The following is a 17600-nucleotide window of genomic DNA, read 5'->3' on the forward strand; positions in this document are numbered from 1 at the left end:
TCCAGTCGGTTTGAAATGTTCCCTTACGAACCGGCTCAGTTTCTTATGCCCTTTTGGCCCCCTTACAAATGTCCTCCCAATTTTTGTGATTTGGGGCTTGACACATATTTGCAGGTTTGCCACTGCTTGTTATCTACTACAACAAATCAAAAAATATTGATACTGTTTTCCACTTCCGAAGAGGACGGAAACAAAAACAATTCATTTTTGCTTTTTCAGCATTTTTGAATACTGCAAAAGAAAATTTCTAATAGCACCTGTAATACACGAAGAGAAGATTTATTTGTAGTTTATAATGAGATATGATACAATGATTGTATTTTAGAAATATATAAGACGGAGTGTGTAGTCATGGTTTTACTTGAGTCGGTAACAATTGGATCGTATGTGTTTGGCATTGTTAACAACACTTCTGTTTGTATTATTTCTGTTAAGTGGCATGGAACAAATGCGTTAACTGTCACTTATCGGGATGCAAATGGTAATGTAGGTGAGCAAATCCTGTACCGTGAGGATGAAACGAATTTGTCAATTGCTGATGGGAGTCTCCCTTGGAACTTTGATGCGGATGCCAATTTGCTGCGACTGACTTCCGAAGCATATCGAATCAATCTTGCCCATATTTTTGACCCCTACCTTGCAGTACATACCTCGGCGGTCGAACCTTTGCCGCACCAGATTTCTGCTGTGTATCAAGAAATGCTGTCGCGTATGCCGCTGCGTTATATTTTAGCGGATGACCCCGGCGCAGGCAAAACCATCATGACAGGCTTGTTCATCAAAGAACTGATGATTCGTGGTGCGCTGAAACGGTGCCTCATTGTGTCGCCGGGAAATTTGGCAGAGCAGTGGCAGGATGAGCTTTACCGGAAATTCGGTCTGCGCTTTGAAATACTGACCAATGACCGTTTCGAGTCAGCGGTTTCCGGCAACGTGTTCTTGGAAAGCAATCTATGTATCGTGCGCTTGGATAAACTGGCCCGCAACGAGGATATCCAGGCAAAGCTGAAAATCACATCGTGGGACCTGATCGTTTGCGATGAGGCCCACAAAATGTCCGCCACCGTATGGGGCGGAGAAGTGAAGTACACGAAGCGTTTTCAGGTTGGACGCCTGCTGTCATCTATTACAAACCATTTCCTGCTCCTGACCGCAACGCCTCACAACGGCAAGGAAGAGGACTTCCAGCTTTTCATGTCCCTGATTGACCAGGACCGTTTCGAGGGGGTAGCCCGCAGCGGAACACAGGCCGTAGATGTAACAGATGTGATGCGCCGCCTGGTCAAAGAGGACCTGCTGAAATTTGATGGGACCCCGCTGTTCCCGGAGCGGCGGGCGTACACGGTCAACTACGATTTATCCGACCGTGAGGCCGCTCTGTACAATGCTGTGACGGATTATGTCCAGGAAGAGTTCAACCGGGCAGACAACCTGGAAAAGGATCGCAAAAATACAGTGGGCTTTGCCTTGACCATTTTGCAGAGACGGTTGGCATCCTCGCCGGAGGCAATTTACCAATCGCTAAAACGGCGCAGAGATCGGCTGGAAGGGCGGCTTGCAGAAGAGCGGCTGGGTCGCCAAGGCGCAGAGTATCCCTCTGTGTACTATGATGACTTTGACGATGACGATCTTCCCTCGGCTGAGTTGGAGGCCGAGGAGGAGAATGTCGTTGACCAAGCCACCGCAGCGCGAACGATTACAGAACTGGAGGCCGAAATCACCACTCTGAAAAGATTGGAGCGCATGGCGAACGATGTGCGTCAGAGCGGCGAGGATCGCAAGTGGAGCGAGTTGTCCAAGCTGCTCCAGGACAATGATAGTATGTTTGGAGCCGAGGGTGAACGGGAAAAGCTGATTATTTTTACCGAACACAAAGATACACTCCGCTATCTTCAGAGCAAAATTTCATCCCTGTTGGGCAGTGAAGATGCTGTTGTAACGATCCACGGAGGTCTGCTCCGGGACGAACGGCGCAAGGTCGAGGAACGATTCAAGCAGGACAAGGGGGTCCGCATTCTCATCGCCACCGATGCCGCAGGCGAAGGTATCAACTTACAGCGGGCGCATCTCATGGTCAACTACGATCTGCCCTGGAACCCCAATCGGCTGGAGCAGCGGTTTGGACGTATCCATCGTATCGGCCAGACTGAGGTTTGCCACTTGTGGAATTTGGTATCCAAAGAAACCCGTGAAGGCATGGTGTATGGGCGCTTGCTGGAAAAGCTGGAACAGGAGCGGGAGGCGTTGAAGGGCAAGGTTTTTGATGTCCTTGGCAAGCTGTCCTTTGACAATAAATCGCTGCGAGAGCTGCTGATTGAGGCTGTTCGCTACAATAACCAGGAAGATATACGGCGGCGGCTCTTTGAAGTAGTGGATCATTCCCTGGACCGGGATGCACTGAAACAGCTCCTGGATGAGCAGGCCCTCACACCGGACGCAATGGATGTCCACCAGGTTATGACCATCCGAGAGGACATGGAGCGTATGGATGCCCACCGGCTTCAGCCGCACTTTATTGAATCTTTCTTCCTGGAAGCATTTCCAAGTGTAGGTGGCAGAGTGCGCCAAAGGGAAAAGGGCCGCTATGAGGTCCTCTCCGTTCCGTTTGCTGTCCGAAATCGGGATATGCAGATCGGCACGGGGACTCCTGTGCTTGACCGCTATGAACGCATTTGCTTCGACAGAGCTTTTTGCAATGTGCGGGGTAAGCCTCAGGCCGACCTGATTGCTCCAGGACACCCGCTCCTGGAAGCGACCATTGATCTGGTACGGGAGCGCAACGTAGATGTGCTGAAGCGCGGCGCAGTATTTATAGATGACAACGATTTTGGCACCGAGGCCAGACTCCTGTTCTACATCGAGGATTCTGTTCAAGATGGAATCGTTCTCCCCAGCGGGAGTAAACGGGTAATCTCCAAGAACATTCACTTTGTGGAGCTGAAGGAGAGCGGCGCTGCTGTCAATGCTGGGTATGCGCCCTACCTGGATTATCGTGCGGCTACAGCTGATGAACAGCCAGTAATCCGCTCCTTCCTGGAGGGCCAAAGGTGGCTCACGGAAAATGTAGAAGATACGGCTACCAGCTATGCCATTTCTGAGGTCGTTCCTGCCCATGTATCTGAAGTGCGCCAGCGTACAGTGAAGCGGGTAGATAAGACTGTCAAGGCAGTGAAGGACCGACTGACCGCTGAGATTCAGTTTTGGGACTTCCGAGCGGGTGAGCTGAAAACAAAGGAAGCGGCCGGCAAGGTCAATGCCAAGCTGAACTCCGACATGGCGGCCCGCCGTGCAGACGACCTGCAAGCGCGGATGCAGAAACGCTTGGCAGAACTTGAGCAGGAGAAGCACATTTCCGCTCTGCCGCCAGTAATCGTAGGTGGTGCAGTGGTTATCCCGCGAGGTCTGCTGGATAAGCTGATGGGCCGTCCGGCGCTGTTCGGTTCGGACGCGGCAGCGCGGCGCAGGATTGAGCTTGCCGCCATGAAAGCGGTCATGGAGATTGAAGCATCCCTCGGTTTTGTACCCGCAGATGTAAGCGCACAGAACAAGGGGTACGATGTGGAATCCAAAATCCCCGCCGATCTGCGGGATGCGGATGGGACCACACTCCGCTTCCTTGAGGTCAAAGGCAGGGCCAAGGGCGCGGTCAGTGTGACTGTCACCAAAAATGAAATCCTGACTGCGCTCAACCAGCCGGAACAGTATATTTTGGCCATTGTAGAGGTGGACGGCGAAGCTGCTCATGTGGTATACTTGAAGAAACCGTTTCACAAGCGGCCTGATTTTGCCGCTACCAGCGTGAATTACGACATCGCCGATTTGATAGAAGGTGCAGAAATTATTCGCGATAGCTGGCAGTAAGTTTACTTTGTGGAGGAAACTCATGCTTGAGAAGATTAAAGAAATTGACAGAGCTATAGGCTGTGGGTATTATTATGGTGCTTTAGCTTTGACGTTAACCCTGCCTGATATTTGTGGAAAAGTATATTGTCCTGAGTTGAATGGAAAAAACGAGAAGGGTAAACGATATCGCAAATAGCGGAAACTATGATTTGAAAGCGCAAAATAGGAATATTAAGATCAAAGAATTTCGATTGTCCTATAGTAAGCCCGTTTTCAAATATCATGTATATGATGTTGAACAAGCAGACACAGGTGACTTCATTTTGAATGTTGACGTGTCAGGTTTATGTAAAGTAATATGTATGGCCGCTAAAGATTTTTATAATGCTATACCTGATAAAAGTTTATTTAAGGATTCTCTGATTGCTTATGTAGAAGAAGGAGCCGGAAATGGGAGCTAAAAAACTAATCGAAGTGGCCCTCCCCCTGGAGTCCATCAACAAAGAATCGGCCCGGGAGAAATCCATCCGCCACGGCCACCCGTCCACCCTCCATCTGTGGTGGGCGCGGCGTCCACTGGCGGCGGCGCGGGCGGTCATCTGGTCCAGCCTGGTGGATGACCCCTCCAGCCACCCGGAGCAGTTCCCTACCGAGGAGGCGCAGAACGCTGAGCGGGAGCGGCTGTTCCGCATCCTGGAAAAGCTGGTGGTGTGGGAAAACTCCAACAACCCGGAGGTGCTGGACGAGGCCAGGGCCGAGATCATGAAGTCCACGGGCGGCAATCCACCCGCTCTGCTGGACCCGTTCGCCGGAGGCGGCGCTATCCCACTGGAGGCCCAGCGGCTGGGGCTGGAGGCCCACGCCCACGACCTGAACCCGGTGGCGGTGATGATCAACAAGGCCATGATCGAGATACCGCCCAGGTTCGCCGGACAGCCGCCCATTCATCCGGGAAAAACAGAGCTGGACGACGGCACCGGCTGGAAGGGCGCGGCAGGGCTGGCCGAAGATGTGCGCTATTACGGCGAGTGGATGAAGCAGGAGGCGTTCAAGCGCATTGGGCATCTGTATCCGAAGGTGAAGGACGAGCAAGGGAAGGAACGCACCGTCATTGCCTGGATTTGGGCGCGGACGGTGAAATGCCCTAATCCGGCCTGTGGGTGTGAGATGCCGCTGGCAAGTTCTTTTGTACTCTCCAAGAAGAAAGGCAGCGAAACATTCATCAGACCCGTTATTAAAGGGAATGCGATTGGCTATACGGTGGAGCAAGGGAAAAATGCACCTCAAGCACCCAAAGCGTCTCGTGGTGCAAACTTCACTTGTATCAAGTGCGGTGAAAATGCCACTGGTACTTATGTCCGGGATGAGGCAAAGGGAGGCCGGATGAGCGCGTCATTGATGGCGATTGTTGCAGAAGGTGACCGTGGGCGGCTTTATCTTTCGCCTACGGAAGAACACGTTAAAATTGCAAGGCAGGCAGAGCCAGAATGGAAGCCAGATCAATTAGTGACGACACCATGCCATGATGTTGACAGACTTCCGATGTATGGAATGCCGACATGGGGCGACGCATTTACGAACCGCCAATTGGTTGCCCTCACAACCTTCAGCGACCTGGTAGCGGAAGCACAGGCGAAAGTTATCGCTGACGGCGGCTCGGAGGAATATGGGAAGGCCGTCGGTGTATATCTGGCGTTTGTGGTTGACCGTTTAGCTGACCGAGGCAGCAGTATTTGCAGTTGGGATATAGGGTATACAAAAATCCGCAATACATTCGGCAGACAGGCGATTCCAATGACATGGGATTATGCCGAAGGGAATCCGTTTAGCAATTCTACTGGCAGTGTTTCCAGTATGGTTGAATGGGTTTATAAATGTCTCCTCGAATTTCCGGCACTGAAATTCAGTGAGGCATCTCAGTTTGATGCCCAAAGTGACTGCGGTCTGCGGGATATTATGGTATCAACCGACCCGCCTTATTATGATAATATTGGCTATGCTGACTTGTCTGATTTCTTCTATGTTTGGATGCGGCAGTCTTTACGGAAAACATACCCAGATTTGTTCCGAACAATGCTTGTACCAAAAGCAGAGGAACTCGTAGCTACGCCCTACCGCTTTGAGGGCAGTATCGAAAAGGCAAGAAACTTTTTCGAGGATGGTATGCTGGAAACCTGCAAGCGGATTTATCAGTACGCCAGAGAAGATATTCCTGTCACGATTTATTACGCCTATAAGCAGAGCGAAACCAATGAGGACCAAACCTCCTCCAGCGGCTGGGAAACCATGCTTTCTGCTATCATCCAAGCAGGTTTTGCCATCACTGGCACCTGGCCTATGCGCACCGAAATGGCGAACCGTTCCATCGCCAGCGGCACCAACGCCTTGGCCTCCTCCATTGTCCTGGTCTGCCGCAAGCGCCCCGCCGAGGCCTCCATGTGTACCCGCCGGGACTTTATCAACGCCCTGAAACGGGAGCTGAGGCCCGCTCTGGCAAAGCTCCAGGCCAGCAGCATCGCGCCGGTGGACCTGGCACAGTCGGCCATCGGCCCCGGCATGGGCGTCTACTCCCGCTATTCCAAGGTCCTGGAGGCGGACGGAACACCCATGAGCGTCCGCTCGGCCCTCCAGATCATCAACCAGGAGCTGGACCTTTACTTCAACGAGCAGGACGGGGAGCTGGACAAGGAGAGCCGTTTCTGCGTGGAGCTGTACACCCAGTGCGCCTTCAACGACATCAAGTTCGGCGAAGCGGACGTGCTGGCCCGGGCAAAGAACACCAGCGTGGACAAGCTGCGGGCGGACGGAGTGCTGTACTCCGAAAAGGGTGTGGTACGCCTGTTGACCCGGGAGGAAATCTCGATGGAAGCGAACAAGGACAAAGGCATCTGGCTGCTGACCCAGCAGCTTACCCGCGCAATAGAAACAGGCGGCATCATGGGCGCGGCAAAAATCGTGAAGGAGTTTTTCACCTCCGAGCCGGAGCGGGCCAAGGCCCTGGCCTACCGGCTGTTCACTCTAGCGGAGCGCCGGGGCTGGGCGGCGGAGGCGTATGCCTATAACTCGCTCATCGTTGCGTGGCCGGATGTGCAGAGCAAAGCGGCGGAGCTGTCTGCCGCATGGAGCAACGCGGAGCAGCAGTCGCTGTTCGCCAGCGGAGAAATATTTAGCGGGGAGGTTTGACGATGGCTGATAATTCATTAAAAGTACAGCAGGCATTTCGCATCCTGCATCCATTCTTAGCCGGTTATGTGGCGAGAGAACTTCGGCAGGAATACCGGGACGCTTGGTGGCAGGAAGTATTGACTACATTGAGCGACCAGACGCGGGACCTGCCGGACGATGGCGACTATGCTTTCTTGGTGGATTCATTGGATATCGCCAACTGCCTGCGGCTATTTGACCGCAAGTGGAACGATCTCTTTCGGAAAAAGCTGTCGCTGGACTACCGCACCTGGGCCAAGGAGCTGATGGGCGTCCGCAACAAGCTGGCCCATTTGGGTGGGCAGGATTTCAACGACGATGACACCTGGCGGGCTCTGGACACCATGTCCCGGCTGTGTGAGGCATTTGATGCAGAGGCCACCGAGGAGATTCGCAAATTGTTGCGGGAGGCGCGCTACGGTTCGGCAAGCGGCTCTACCACTGTAACAGAGACACCAATGGCAGCCCCCATTCCAGCCAAGAAAAAGACGGGCATTTTGGATGCCACACCCATCAGCGGACTTCCTTGCTGGCGGGATGTGATCCAGCCCCACCCAGACGTGGCCCAGGGCCGGTATAAGAACGCTGAGTTTGCCGCTGATATTGCGCAAGTTGCGCGAGGTGAGGGGGCCTACGAATACCGGGATCCGGTGGAGTTCTTTGCCCGCACCTATGTGACCGAGGGTATGGCCGGCTTGCTGGAGCAGGCCCTCCGGCGTGTGTCCGGCAAGGACGGAGAGCCGGTTATCCAGTTAAAGACGGCCTTCGGCGGCGGCAAAACCCACAGTATGCTGGCGCTTTACCATATGCTCCGGGGCCGGACTCCCATCGGGAAAATTCCGAACATCAAGCCCGTTCTGGATAGGGCTGGAGCAGCATCCATCCCCAAGGCTAATGTTGCCGTCCTGGTAGGCACAGCGCTGGACCCCACCAAGGCCAAGCGGCCTCAGAATTTACCTGGCATTACCATCAACACCCTGTGGGGCGAGATGGCCGCACAGCTTGCAGAGTCGGCAGGCAACTTGAAGCTCTATGACTATGTGAAAGAAGCGGACAAGAAAGGCGTCTCTCCTGGCTCCGAGGCGCTGAAGAACCTGTTTGACGCCTGCGGCCCTTGCCTGGTGCTGATAGACGAGCTGGTGGCCTACGCAAAAAAGCTGTACGGTGCAAACGGTCTGCCTGCCGGAACCTTTGACAACTTCATCTCCTTCATCCAAGAGGTCACGGAGGCAGCGCGGGCCAGCCAGAATAGCCTGATAGTGGCCTCCATCCCGGAGTCTGATATTGAAATCGGCGGCGACGCTGGCAAGATTGCGCTGGAGGCCATCGAGCATACCTTTGGCCGCATGGAGTCCATCTGGAAACCCGTAGCGGCGAACGAGGGCTTTGAGGTCGTGCGCCGGAGGCTCTTCTTGGACTGCAAAGACCCGGAGGCCCGCGATGCGGTCTGCGCGAAGTTCAGTCAGATGTATAACGAGAACCAGGGAGATTTCCCAATGGAATCCCGCGAGGTGGAGTATCGGGAACGAATGATCTCCTGCTACCCGATTCACCCGGAGGTGTTTGACCGTCTGTACGAGGATTGGGCTACACTGGAGCGATTCCAGAGGACCCGTGGTGTTCTCCGGCTGATGGCGGCGGTCATCCATGAACTGTGGATGGGCAGCGATGCTGGATTGCTGATCATGCCCGGTTCTATCCCTATGGACGTGCCCACCGTCCGCGATGAGCTGACCCGGCACTTGTCGGAAGGTTGGAATGCCCTTGTTGATCGAGAGGTCGATGGTCGGAACTCCATCCCCTATCAGAAGGATCAGGCAAATCAGCGGTACGGCGGCAAGTTGGCCTCGCGGCGCGTGGCTCGTACTGTTATGCTGGGGTCAGCACCTACTTCCCGCGACCAAAATGTGCGCGGCATAGAATCTTCCCGTATTCGTTTGGGCGTGGTTCAGCCTGGTGAGAACATCTCTGTATTTAATGACGCACTGAGTACGCTGACAACATCTCTGGCATATCTATACACAAATCCCTCCGGCGACCGCTTTTGGTATGATACACGGCCTACGCTCCGCAAGACGGTAGAGGATCGCGCCACTCAGGTTGCTGCCTCCGATGTGGACTATGAGATTGAAACCAGGCTCCGCGCCGTAAAAAAGGAGCAGCCGTTTGCCGGTATTCATGTGTGCCCGTCCTCCTCACTGGATGTGCCGGATGACCAGGCTGTCCGCCTTGTTGTTCTTCGGCCTACAGATGTTTACAGAGCCTCTAATCCGAATAATTCGGCGATGACTGCTGTTGCTGATATTCTGAATAATCGGGGCACTACTCCCAGAATCTATCGGAACATGGTCGCATTTGTAGCGCCGGAGCAGGATTTAATGCTTTCACTCAAGCAGACAGTACGGCGTTACCTTGCTTGGAAATCTATCAAAGAGGATAGTGAAGACCTCAATTTGGACGCTGCTCAGAACCGGGAGACGGACAACAATCTGGCTCGGTTCAATAGGGCCGTGGACGACCAAATTAAAGAGGCATACTGTTGGCTGCTCATTCCTTACATTGATAAGGCCACAGATCTAAAGACCATTGTCTGGGATACGATTCGCATCAGTGGCGGCAGTGAGACAATTATTGGTCGAGCAGCAAATAAAATGAAGCAGAACGAGCAGATCATCACCCGGTGGGCGCCGGCTCTGCTCAAGATGGAGCTTGACAATGTGCTTTGGAGTAATTCAAACCATATCCAAATCAAAACTCTGTGGGATTACCTCTGCACATACTGCTATCTGCCGCGATTGGCAAATGAGGATGTGCTGTTAAATGCCGTCAGCTCCGGCCTCGGTTCCTATGAATATTTTGCTTATGCATCCGGGTTTGATGAAACTCGCTATCTGGATTTGAAGTACGGTCAGAGTGTGGGAATGGTGGAGCGATCTGCCTATTTAGTGAAGGTCTCAGCCGCAAAAGACCAACTCGCGGCAGACGAAGCAAAACGGCAGGCAGAAGAAGATGAGGCAAGAGCCAGAGCCGCACAACAAGGACAAGGCTCTGGCGGTGATGTAGCTGTTGCTCCTCCCCAGCCAATCAATGGTGAATCCCACGTCATCAATGTTCCTCCGCAGCCGACTCCAGCTCCAGCGATTGAGCAGCCGAAAAACAAACGGTTCTATATGAGCGTACCATTAGATACCACTCGTATCGGTCGAGATGTACAACGGCTCGTTGAAGAAGTCATAACCCACCTCACCACAGCAGACGGGACACAAGTAGAAGTTTCCCTGGAGGTCAATGTGCAAGCCCCCGATGGGCTTTCTCAGCAGATCGTCCGCACAGTATCCGAAAACTGCCGGACACTTCATGTTGAGGACTTTGGATTTGAGGAGTAGGATATTTTTCGTAGCCTGTACACGGGAGTTTTTGATACAGCAGAATTTGTTTTTTGAAGAACCGTAAGGCGGGTAATGAATAGCCCGCCTTACGGTTTTGAGGTTGTATTAAATTTACCCTTGACAAAAACTCTCTGAGGCCAACGCCACAGGCAAGCTGCCGGACAAGCATTTCAGCCGTCTCCTTGCCAGGTATGACGAGGAACAGGCCGCGCTGGAAGCCTCCATGACGGAGTGGCAGAAGATGATTGACCACTGGAACGCCGACCAAGTGAGAATGGCGGAGTTTATCGAGAAAATCATTGTCCATGAGGGAAGCGGGCGGGGCAAACAGCGCCGTCAGCGATTGGATTTTTATTTCAATTTTATCGGTGCGTTCGAGGTTCCCGCTGACATTGTGACCCCAATGGAGCAGGAGGCGGAACGCCGCCAGCAGGAGGAACAGACCGAGAAAGAGGAATACTCCAAGGTACTTGCCCAGGCCCGGTATGAGAAGCGCAAGCAGGAGCGCCGGGAGTTTACCGCCAGGAAGCGGGCGGGCCTGTTGACCACAGAGGAACAGGTGGAGGCGCAGAACGATTTTTATCCCGGCTATCCGCTGATAAAGCGTGGCATATACTACTGTTGCCGGATGATTTCTTCCCAGTATGGCCGGGAGTTCACCGGCCCCCATTATGAGAAAATCAAAAAAGTCTATTCTATCTGGATTTGCATGAAACCGCCGCAGTATCGGGAGAACACTATCACCCGGTATCGACTGGTGGAGGAACACCTGGTTGGCGAGGGCAAAGAACCCGTCAGGAATTATGATTTGCTGTCCATCATCATGCTGTGCCTTGGTGGGCCGAACGGGGCAAACTATGACGGTGTACTTCGGATGCTGGATGTGCTTCTCTCCAACGAAACCAGTGAGGCGGAGAAGCGGAAGATTTTGCAGGATGATTACGACATTCAAATGACGCAGACAATGGAAAGGGAGGTGTCGGTCATGTGCAATTTGAGCAAGGGCGTTGAGGAAAAAGGCATTGCCAAAGGTCACGCAGAGCGGGCGTTGTCCGATCTCCGCAACCTTATGGAAACATTAGGGCTAACGATTGAGCAGGCTATGGCGGCGCTGAAAGTCCCGGAGGGCGAACGTCAGAAGTATATGGATTTGCTGGAACGGCAGTAATGATGAAAACGCCACGGACTATTATGTCCCTGGCGTTTTCTGTATCTGCGTTAGCTGGCTTGAGCGGTTTCGGCCTCGGACTGTTTCTTCCTGTGGTAGTTCTCCCGCCTCGCAGCAAGGAAACGCTCATACCGGGCCTGGGCTTCGGGATCTCCGGCTGCGGCGTCCGCATACATCTTCTGGCGGGACTTCTTCACCGCTTCTGACTGCTGCGCTCTCTGCTGTGCCAACTCTGCCGCCGCTGCCGGGTCAGTTTCGGCGCGGGCTTTCAAATCCTGCAAAGCCTCTTTTTTCCGATTGCGGTGGGCTTCCAGCCGTTCCGCTTCTTCCGGGGTGAGGGGCAAATCCGCCTCGGCACACTCGGCAAGTTCTTTCAGTGTCCGCTGCTGGGGCTTCGGGGGCTGCGCGGCTTTCTGCTTTTCCCTGCACCGCTTCACCGCCTCCGCCTTTCTCTGCTTATAGGCGGCAAGCCGCTCTGCTTCCTCTGGGGTGAGGTCAGCTCCAGCCCTGTCCAGCTTGGCAAGTTCCTCCAACGACCGCTTGCGGGGCTTCCACGGCTGACTGGCCTTTTTCTTATCACGCTGCTTCTTCTGATAGGCCCGATTGCGTTCCAACCGCCGTTCTTCCTCCGTCTGTTCCTCCGGGGTCAACAGGCCCGCCCGCTTCCTGGCGGTAAACTCCCGGCGCTCCTGCTTGCGCTTCTCATACCGGGCCTGGGCGAGTGCCTGGGAGTGTTTCTCTTTCTCGGCCTGTTCCTCCTGCTGGCGGCGTTCCGCCTCCTGCTCCATGGGGGTCACAACATCAGCGGGAACCTCGAACGCGCCAATAAAATTGAAGTAAAAATCCAATCGCTGACGGCGCTGCTTCCCCCGCCCGCTCCCCTCATGGACAACGATTTTCTCGATAAACTCATTGAGCATGGGCGTAGTCAGTTCCGAGAAATCAGTGTACCGTTTGGCAAGGTCGATAAACTCCGCCATTTTCACCCGGTCGGCGTTCCAGTTGTCAATCATCTTCTGCCACTCCGTCATGGAGGTTTCCAGCGCGGCCTGTTCCTCGTCATACTCGGCAAGAAGGCGACTGAAATGCTTGTCCGGCAGCTTGCCCGTTGCGTTTGCCTCGTACAGCTTCTTCACCAGTCCGTCCAGTTCGGCGTGGCGTTTCTTCGCCTGGGCAATCTGCTTCCGGCAGTCCTTGACCGCTTCCTCCTGGCGCAGACTGGACGCCTCCCGGACACGCTGAACAAACTCCTGCTCGTTATTGCGGACATACCAGCTTATCCGCTGAATGGCGGAGAGGATCGCCGCTTCCAGCTTTTGCGTGGGGACATAGTGAATGGTACACTCTTGAACAATTCCCCGGTATCTGGAACAGGTGAAAGCATCGTCGATGTACTTGCTTTGAACAAGACTGTTGTGGTGGGTCAGCTTTGCGCCGCAGTCGGCGCAGTAGAGCAATCCAGTCAGACGATTGGGGCTGCTGCTCCGTTTGGGTGTCCGGCGTACTGTTTCCCGCAGCCTTTGGACATTGTGCCATGTTTCTTCGTCAATGATGGCAGGAACAGCTCCCTCGAACACAAATTGTTCCTCTGGCGCAGTCCTGCGGGTGCTTTTGGTCTTGTAGTTCTCACAAACAGTCTTGCCCAGCACCTTGCGCCCCAGGTACTCCGGCCTTTTGAGAATGTAGTTGAGGGTGGTGGCAGACCAGGCGTAAGGGTCACGGTAGCTGCTGGCGCGGACAGGACAGCCGATGCGCTTCCAGTGTTCGGAGGGGATCGGGATTTGCTCGGCCCGCAGCGTCCAGGCGATGCCGTTGACGCTCTGACCGTCCATGACCATCTGGAAGATGCGGCGCACAACGACGGCGGCTTCCTCGTCAATCACCCACTCGCCCTTGTCCTCTTTTGAAGCAAGATAGCCATAGGGGACAGCCCCCGAACAGCGCAATCCCTTTTCCATTCTGGACTTGAAAACGCTCTTGATTTTGCGGCTGGTGTCGGCAACGTACCACTCATTTATCACGTCCCGGAAGATAGACATAATATCAAATCCATTGGCGGTGTCCAGGTTGTCATTGGCGGCAATGAAGCGGACATTGTACTCGTCAAAGGTGCGTTTGAGCAAGCCGACCTCCACCACGTCACGGCCTATTCTGCTCTGGTCTTTGACAATGACGGTAGCTACATTCCCGGCCCGTATCTCCTCCACCATAGCGTCCAGACCGGGCCGCTTGAAGGTCGTTCCCCGCACTTTTATCGAGCAACCTTTTCCAGCACCCGGGTTGAGAACTCCACCGTGGCCCGCAACCCATCTTCCAAAGAAGTCTGAGGGATCCACCCATATTTTTTCTTTGCTAAGGCGTTACTGCATTCGGTGTGCTTATTGACCTCGTTATCCAGTATCTCCTCCGAAATTCGATAGGACCCCTCGTAGAGTGCGGGGTAGCGATACCAGTAATGAGAGGAATCAGCCCGCTCCGGTAGAATCTCTTCCTTTCCCATGATTCGGGCTATGGTCTCATAGACCTGGTTGATAGAGTAGGTCTGATTGGTGGAGACGTTTATCACATCATAGCTGCTCCCCTGTTGAACCCGAATGGCCAAGTCGATCAGATCCTCCACATAGACAAAGTCCCGCCTCTGCTCTCCAGTGGAGTGCATCACCGGCCTCCGTCCATAGTACAGTTCGCGGATGATATATCCCGCCACCGGTGGCTGGGTACGCAGGCAGTCAATATGTGGGCCGTATACGTTGGCAAAACGCAAAACGGTAACTGGTAGCCCATAGGTTTCTGAAAAAGCGCGGCAAAATTGCTCCGCTGTATATTTGCAGGTGGAGTATACAAGCGTTGTACGCTCCACATCATCCTCCGCCGTGGGGAAGTGGGTACAATTCTCATAAACCGCCGAGGTGCTGGCGAAGATCACCTTTTTCGCCCCATACTTCCGTGCCGCTTCCAGAATATTCACTGTTCCGGCTACATTTACTTCCACTGCCTTGCCAGGATCTACCTGGCAATCCGGCAGAGGGGTAATGGCGGCAACGTGATACACATAATCAAACTGCCCCCGCGCAAAGAGCTTATCCAACATGGGACGATCACAGACATCATCCCTCATAATTTCCTGACGAAAGTCGTGATCTTCAAAGATCAAATTATCCTCCAGACCATAGGAGAAGTTATCCAGAAGGGTAACCTGCTCCCCCTTTTGCCACAGGGCATGGGCCAGCTGAGAACCAATAAAACCAGCGGCGCCGGTAATCAGTATTTTATTCAAATTTCTCATCCTCCCAAATGTTCTTTTCCGCACAGCGTCTTATAAAAAACGCTCATCATCAAGTGGTCAAAAATCATGTGAATATCCTCGGTAATTTGCATACTGTTGACGGGGGCGTGGAGGGAATAGTCCGCTATCTGACGGAGCCTTCCCCCATCATATCCGGTAAGTCCTACGACTATGCTCCCCTCTTTCTTTGCGTATTCCACGGCATTTATCACATTTTTTGAGTTTCCGCTGCCGGAAATCGCAATCACCAAATCCCCCGGCTGCAGCTTTCCTGTCAGTTGGAAGCGGAATACTTCCTCATAGCCAATATCATTGGCTATGGCCATTAAGGTCGCAACATTATCATTGAGGCAGCAGAAACGGAATTTCTTTTGGGTATATTCCGAAATTCCCTTGTTAAAATCATTTTGATAGTGGGATGCTGTCGCGGCGCTTCCCCCATTGCCGAATATGTAGATGATCCGCTCCTTTTCAAAGGCCTCCAGCAGAAGATTCAGCACCTGGTTTATTTTTTCTACTTCCAGGGAACGCAACACCGCTACTTCATGATCAAGGTAGCATTGAATCTCAGACGTAAAGTTTTCCATTGTTAGTTTCTCCTTCAGTCAGAAAAAATGATGTGGCTGCCCTGGGGTTCAAAGTGAAACGGAACCTCCCGATATTCCGAAAGGGCCTTTCTCACAGCCTCCTGCCGCTCTTTTGGGGTATAGAGCAGAAGGAAACCGCCTCCGCCGGCACCCAGGATCTTCCCTCCCAGGGCCCCGGCCTGCCGGGCTATTGTATACATTCCATCGATCATCGGGTTTGAAACCCCCCCGGCGAACTGCTTTTTCACCTGCCAGGAGCGATCCAGCTCTACCCCCCACTGGTCCAGCTCCCCCGCAAAGAGACATTGGTACATACGATCCACTGTCTCAGTGAGCCCGTCCAGCATCCTCATCTTCTCCGCGATAGTCTGGGTCTGCTCACTCAAAATCTTCCTGGAGTCCCGGGTCAGGCCAGTGAAAAAAAGCATCATGTTCTCCTCCAGCGTCTCACGGCAGGGCCGGCCGCAGATTACGGGCATAACAGTAACCGAACCGTCCTGGTTAAATCGATACCGTTTGAACCCCCCATAGGCCACGGCATACTGGTCCTGTACGCCGATCTGCTGTCCCAGGCAGTCGATCTCAATGTGGCAGGCCTCCCGGGCCAACTGCTCCGGGCCCACGAACTCGCCCTTGTATGCGTGAAGCGCGTTGAGCACTCCCACCGCCAGGGCGGAGGAGGAGGCCAGGCCGATTCCGGCTCCACTCAAGGGAATGTCCGCGGAATAGAAGATTTCGATCCCACTTTCGATTCCCACCAGCTTCAAGGCCTCGCGGATGATATTATGCTTGACCTCATCCACATGGTTCACCAGCTCGTTGCCGGAATAGCACAGGCGAATCTGGTGATTGAAATTCTCATTAACTGTGATGTACACATACATTTTCAGGGCAGTGCTGATGGTGGAGCCATAACCGAAGCGGCTGTTTTCATAGTAACCATGAAAATCGGTTCCTCCACCAAAAAAGGAGCAGCGGAGCGGGGTTTTGGAAATGATCATTTTACAAATTCTCCCTTATTCTAGTTTTCTCATTCTATTCATCACTATACTGTATAATGGTTGCTCCAGTAGATAGTAAGTTGCTATAGACGCTACTAGAATCAAAACCGTTCGAAAATAAAGTAGGGCTGGATTGCCGCTGTCAAGAGTTCGGCCACTTAGTTCGTATGCCATCGCAATCAATATGGTTATTGGAAAATGGACAAGGTACATGGAGTATGATATCCTCCCAAAAAAGGACGCAATTTTTGAGCTTAACAGAAGAATAGCCACTTTCGAATTTAGGAAAAGCAAAAGAATGCTTGGGAGAATTATCAATGCGAAATACCCGTCAAAATCTCCAAATGACTCTTTTCCCCAAAAGATCCAGATCATAACCGAAAACAACAGTCCGCAAAAACTGCCTACTGCGATCTTCCTTGGTTCCCTGACCTGTTGTTGAAACTTGCAAATGAGGGCCCCCAAGAAAAAGCTGATAAGCCCCCTCGCCAAATTTCCGTTGATAAGCGGATACCAACACCCCCACCCCCTAACTGTAAGTCCAAACAATAACGCACAAAAATACGCACCAATGTAATGAATTTTTGCGCGTTTAGCCACAAAAAAGAATATGATATACATGGTCATCTCTATGGGCATTGTCCACGCTGGCCCATTAATTGCAGTGGCGCTAAGATTTAGGATTCCCGTAACTCCAAGTAAGGTCAGAAGCATATCATATAACGTGGATGACTCATGTAAAAAATACCAGCCAAACCTGTGATAACACATCATCTGAAGAATTTGTGTAACGACAGTCATAATTCCGAATAAAGGGTATAGCCTTATGAGCCTCTTTTTAATAAACTCAGAAAATGTTATTTCTCCTTCCGATATTTTTTTCTCATATAGCGCCACAAACTTAAAGCCGGAGAGCATCAAAAACATTTCAACACATAAGTAGCCATAGTTATAGAATGGTGCTAATATGTTATAAAATGGATAATTTACAAGCGCATCCGAGTAAAAATGCTCGTAATGAAAAATACAGGCAATAATAATTGCCCCCCCCCCGCAACTCCATCCAGAGACGCTATTCTTCCATCTTTGGTATACGGTATCCCCGCCTCTTTTTCTGCCATT

11 protein-coding genes are annotated in these 17600 nt (G+C 52.7%); 5 read left to right on the forward strand and 6 right to left on the reverse strand.

Annotation, left to right across the window (positions count from 1 at the left end):
• The first annotated feature begins 351 nt into the window (after window positions 1-351).
• The 5 genes from D1159_RS13710 to D1159_RS13730 all read left to right on the forward strand — a co-directional run bounded on the left by D1159_RS13710 (window position 352) and on the right by D1159_RS13730 (window position 11604).
• Window positions 352-3861 (forward strand): helicase-related protein, encoded by a 3510-nt coding sequence (locus tag D1159_RS13710; RefSeq protein WP_161846230.1) that lies wholly within the window; start codon window positions 352-354, stop codon window positions 3859-3861.
• A gap of 22 nt (window positions 3862-3883) precedes the next feature.
• Entirely contained in the window at window positions 3884-4039 is a 156-nt protein-coding gene (locus D1159_RS13715; RefSeq protein WP_161846231.1) for a hypothetical protein, read from the forward strand.
• A 254-nt stretch (window positions 4040-4293) separates the two neighbouring features.
• Window positions 4294-7026, forward strand: coding sequence for a DUF1156 domain-containing protein (locus D1159_RS13720; protein WP_161846232.1), 2733 nt, complete (start codon window positions 4294-4296; stop codon window positions 7024-7026).
• A 2-nt stretch (window positions 7027-7028) separates the two neighbouring features.
• Window positions 7029-10433 (forward strand): DUF499 domain-containing protein, encoded by a 3405-nt coding sequence (locus D1159_RS13725; RefSeq protein ID WP_161846233.1) that lies wholly within the window; start codon window positions 7029-7031, stop codon window positions 10431-10433.
• A gap of 226 nt (window positions 10434-10659) precedes the next feature.
• Window positions 10660-11604 carry a DUF4368 domain-containing protein gene (locus tag D1159_RS13730; protein ID WP_161846234.1) on the forward strand — a complete coding sequence of 315 codons (945 nt, stop codon included), beginning with the start codon at window positions 10660-10662 and terminating at the stop codon, window positions 11602-11604.
• A gap of 50 nt (window positions 11605-11654) precedes the next feature.
• Here D1159_RS13730 and D1159_RS13735 read toward each other — a convergent pair whose 3' ends face one another.
• Genes D1159_RS13735 through D1159_RS20085 form a run of 6 tightly spaced genes read right to left on the reverse strand, consistent with a single transcriptional unit; the run spans window position 11655 to window position 17599 of the window.
• Complete coding sequence (locus tag D1159_RS13735) at window positions 11655-13853, reverse strand: recombinase family protein (RefSeq protein WP_347563696.1); 2199 nt, start codon at window positions 13851-13853, stop codon at window positions 11655-11657.
• Between the two features lie 2 nt (window positions 13854-13855).
• Window positions 13856-14881 (reverse strand): NAD-dependent epimerase/dehydratase family protein, encoded by a 1026-nt coding sequence (locus tag D1159_RS13740; protein WP_243152296.1) that lies wholly within the window; start codon window positions 14879-14881, stop codon window positions 13856-13858.
• A gap of 5 nt (window positions 14882-14886) precedes the next feature.
• Window positions 14887-15477 carry an SIS domain-containing protein gene (locus D1159_RS13745; RefSeq protein ID WP_161846236.1) on the reverse strand — a complete coding sequence of 197 codons (591 nt, stop codon included), beginning with the start codon at window positions 15475-15477 and terminating at the stop codon, window positions 14887-14889.
• A gap of 14 nt (window positions 15478-15491) precedes the next feature.
• Window positions 15492-16478, reverse strand: a complete 987-nt coding sequence (locus tag D1159_RS13750) for a GHMP kinase (protein WP_161846237.1) — start codon at window positions 16476-16478, stop codon at window positions 15492-15494.
• A gap of 15 nt (window positions 16479-16493) precedes the next feature.
• On the reverse strand, window positions 16494-17519 hold the full coding sequence (locus D1159_RS13755) for an acyltransferase (RefSeq protein WP_161846251.1): 1026 nt from the start codon (window positions 17517-17519) through the stop codon (window positions 16494-16496).
• The gene (locus D1159_RS20085; protein WP_279280103.1) at window positions 17465-17599 is read right to left on the reverse strand and encodes a hypothetical protein; all 135 of its coding nucleotides are present in this window, start codon (window positions 17597-17599) and stop codon (window positions 17465-17467) included. The genes D1159_RS13755 and D1159_RS20085 overlap by 55 nt, the downstream gene beginning before the upstream one ends.
• Window position 17600: the final 1 nt, after the last annotated feature.

It is taken from the genome of Pseudoflavonifractor sp. 524-17 (assembly GCF_009935845.1).
GTDB lineage: Bacteria > Bacillota > Clostridia > Oscillospirales > Oscillospiraceae > Pseudoflavonifractor_A.

What these genes read in the sequence shown, in the direction of transcription:
- D1159_RS13715 (WP_161846231.1), top strand. Translation starts at nt 3,884, where the DNA reads ATGCTTGAGAAGATTAAAGAAATTGACAGAGCTATAGGCTGTGGGTAT.
- D1159_RS13730 (WP_161846234.1), top strand. Translation starts at nt 10,660, where the DNA reads ATGACGGAGTGGCAGAAGATGATTGACCACTGGAACGCCGACCAAGTG.
- D1159_RS13720 (WP_161846232.1), top strand. Translation starts at nt 4,294, where the DNA reads ATGGGAGCTAAAAAACTAATCGAAGTGGCCCTCCCCCTGGAGTCCATC.
- D1159_RS20085 (WP_279280103.1), bottom strand. Translation starts at nt 17,599, where the DNA reads ATGGCAGAAAAAGAGGCGGGGATACCGTATACCAAAGATGGAAGAATA.
- D1159_RS13750 (WP_161846237.1), bottom strand. Translation starts at nt 16,478, where the DNA reads ATGATCATTTCCAAAACCCCGCTCCGCTGCTCCTTTTTTGGTGGAGGA.
- D1159_RS13725 (WP_161846233.1), top strand. Translation starts at nt 7,029, where the DNA reads ATGGCTGATAATTCATTAAAAGTACAGCAGGCATTTCGCATCCTGCAT.
- D1159_RS13745 (WP_161846236.1), bottom strand. Translation starts at nt 15,477, where the DNA reads ATGGAAAACTTTACGTCTGAGATTCAATGCTACCTTGATCATGAAGTA.
- D1159_RS13710 (WP_161846230.1), top strand. Translation starts at nt 352, where the DNA reads ATGGTTTTACTTGAGTCGGTAACAATTGGATCGTATGTGTTTGGCATT.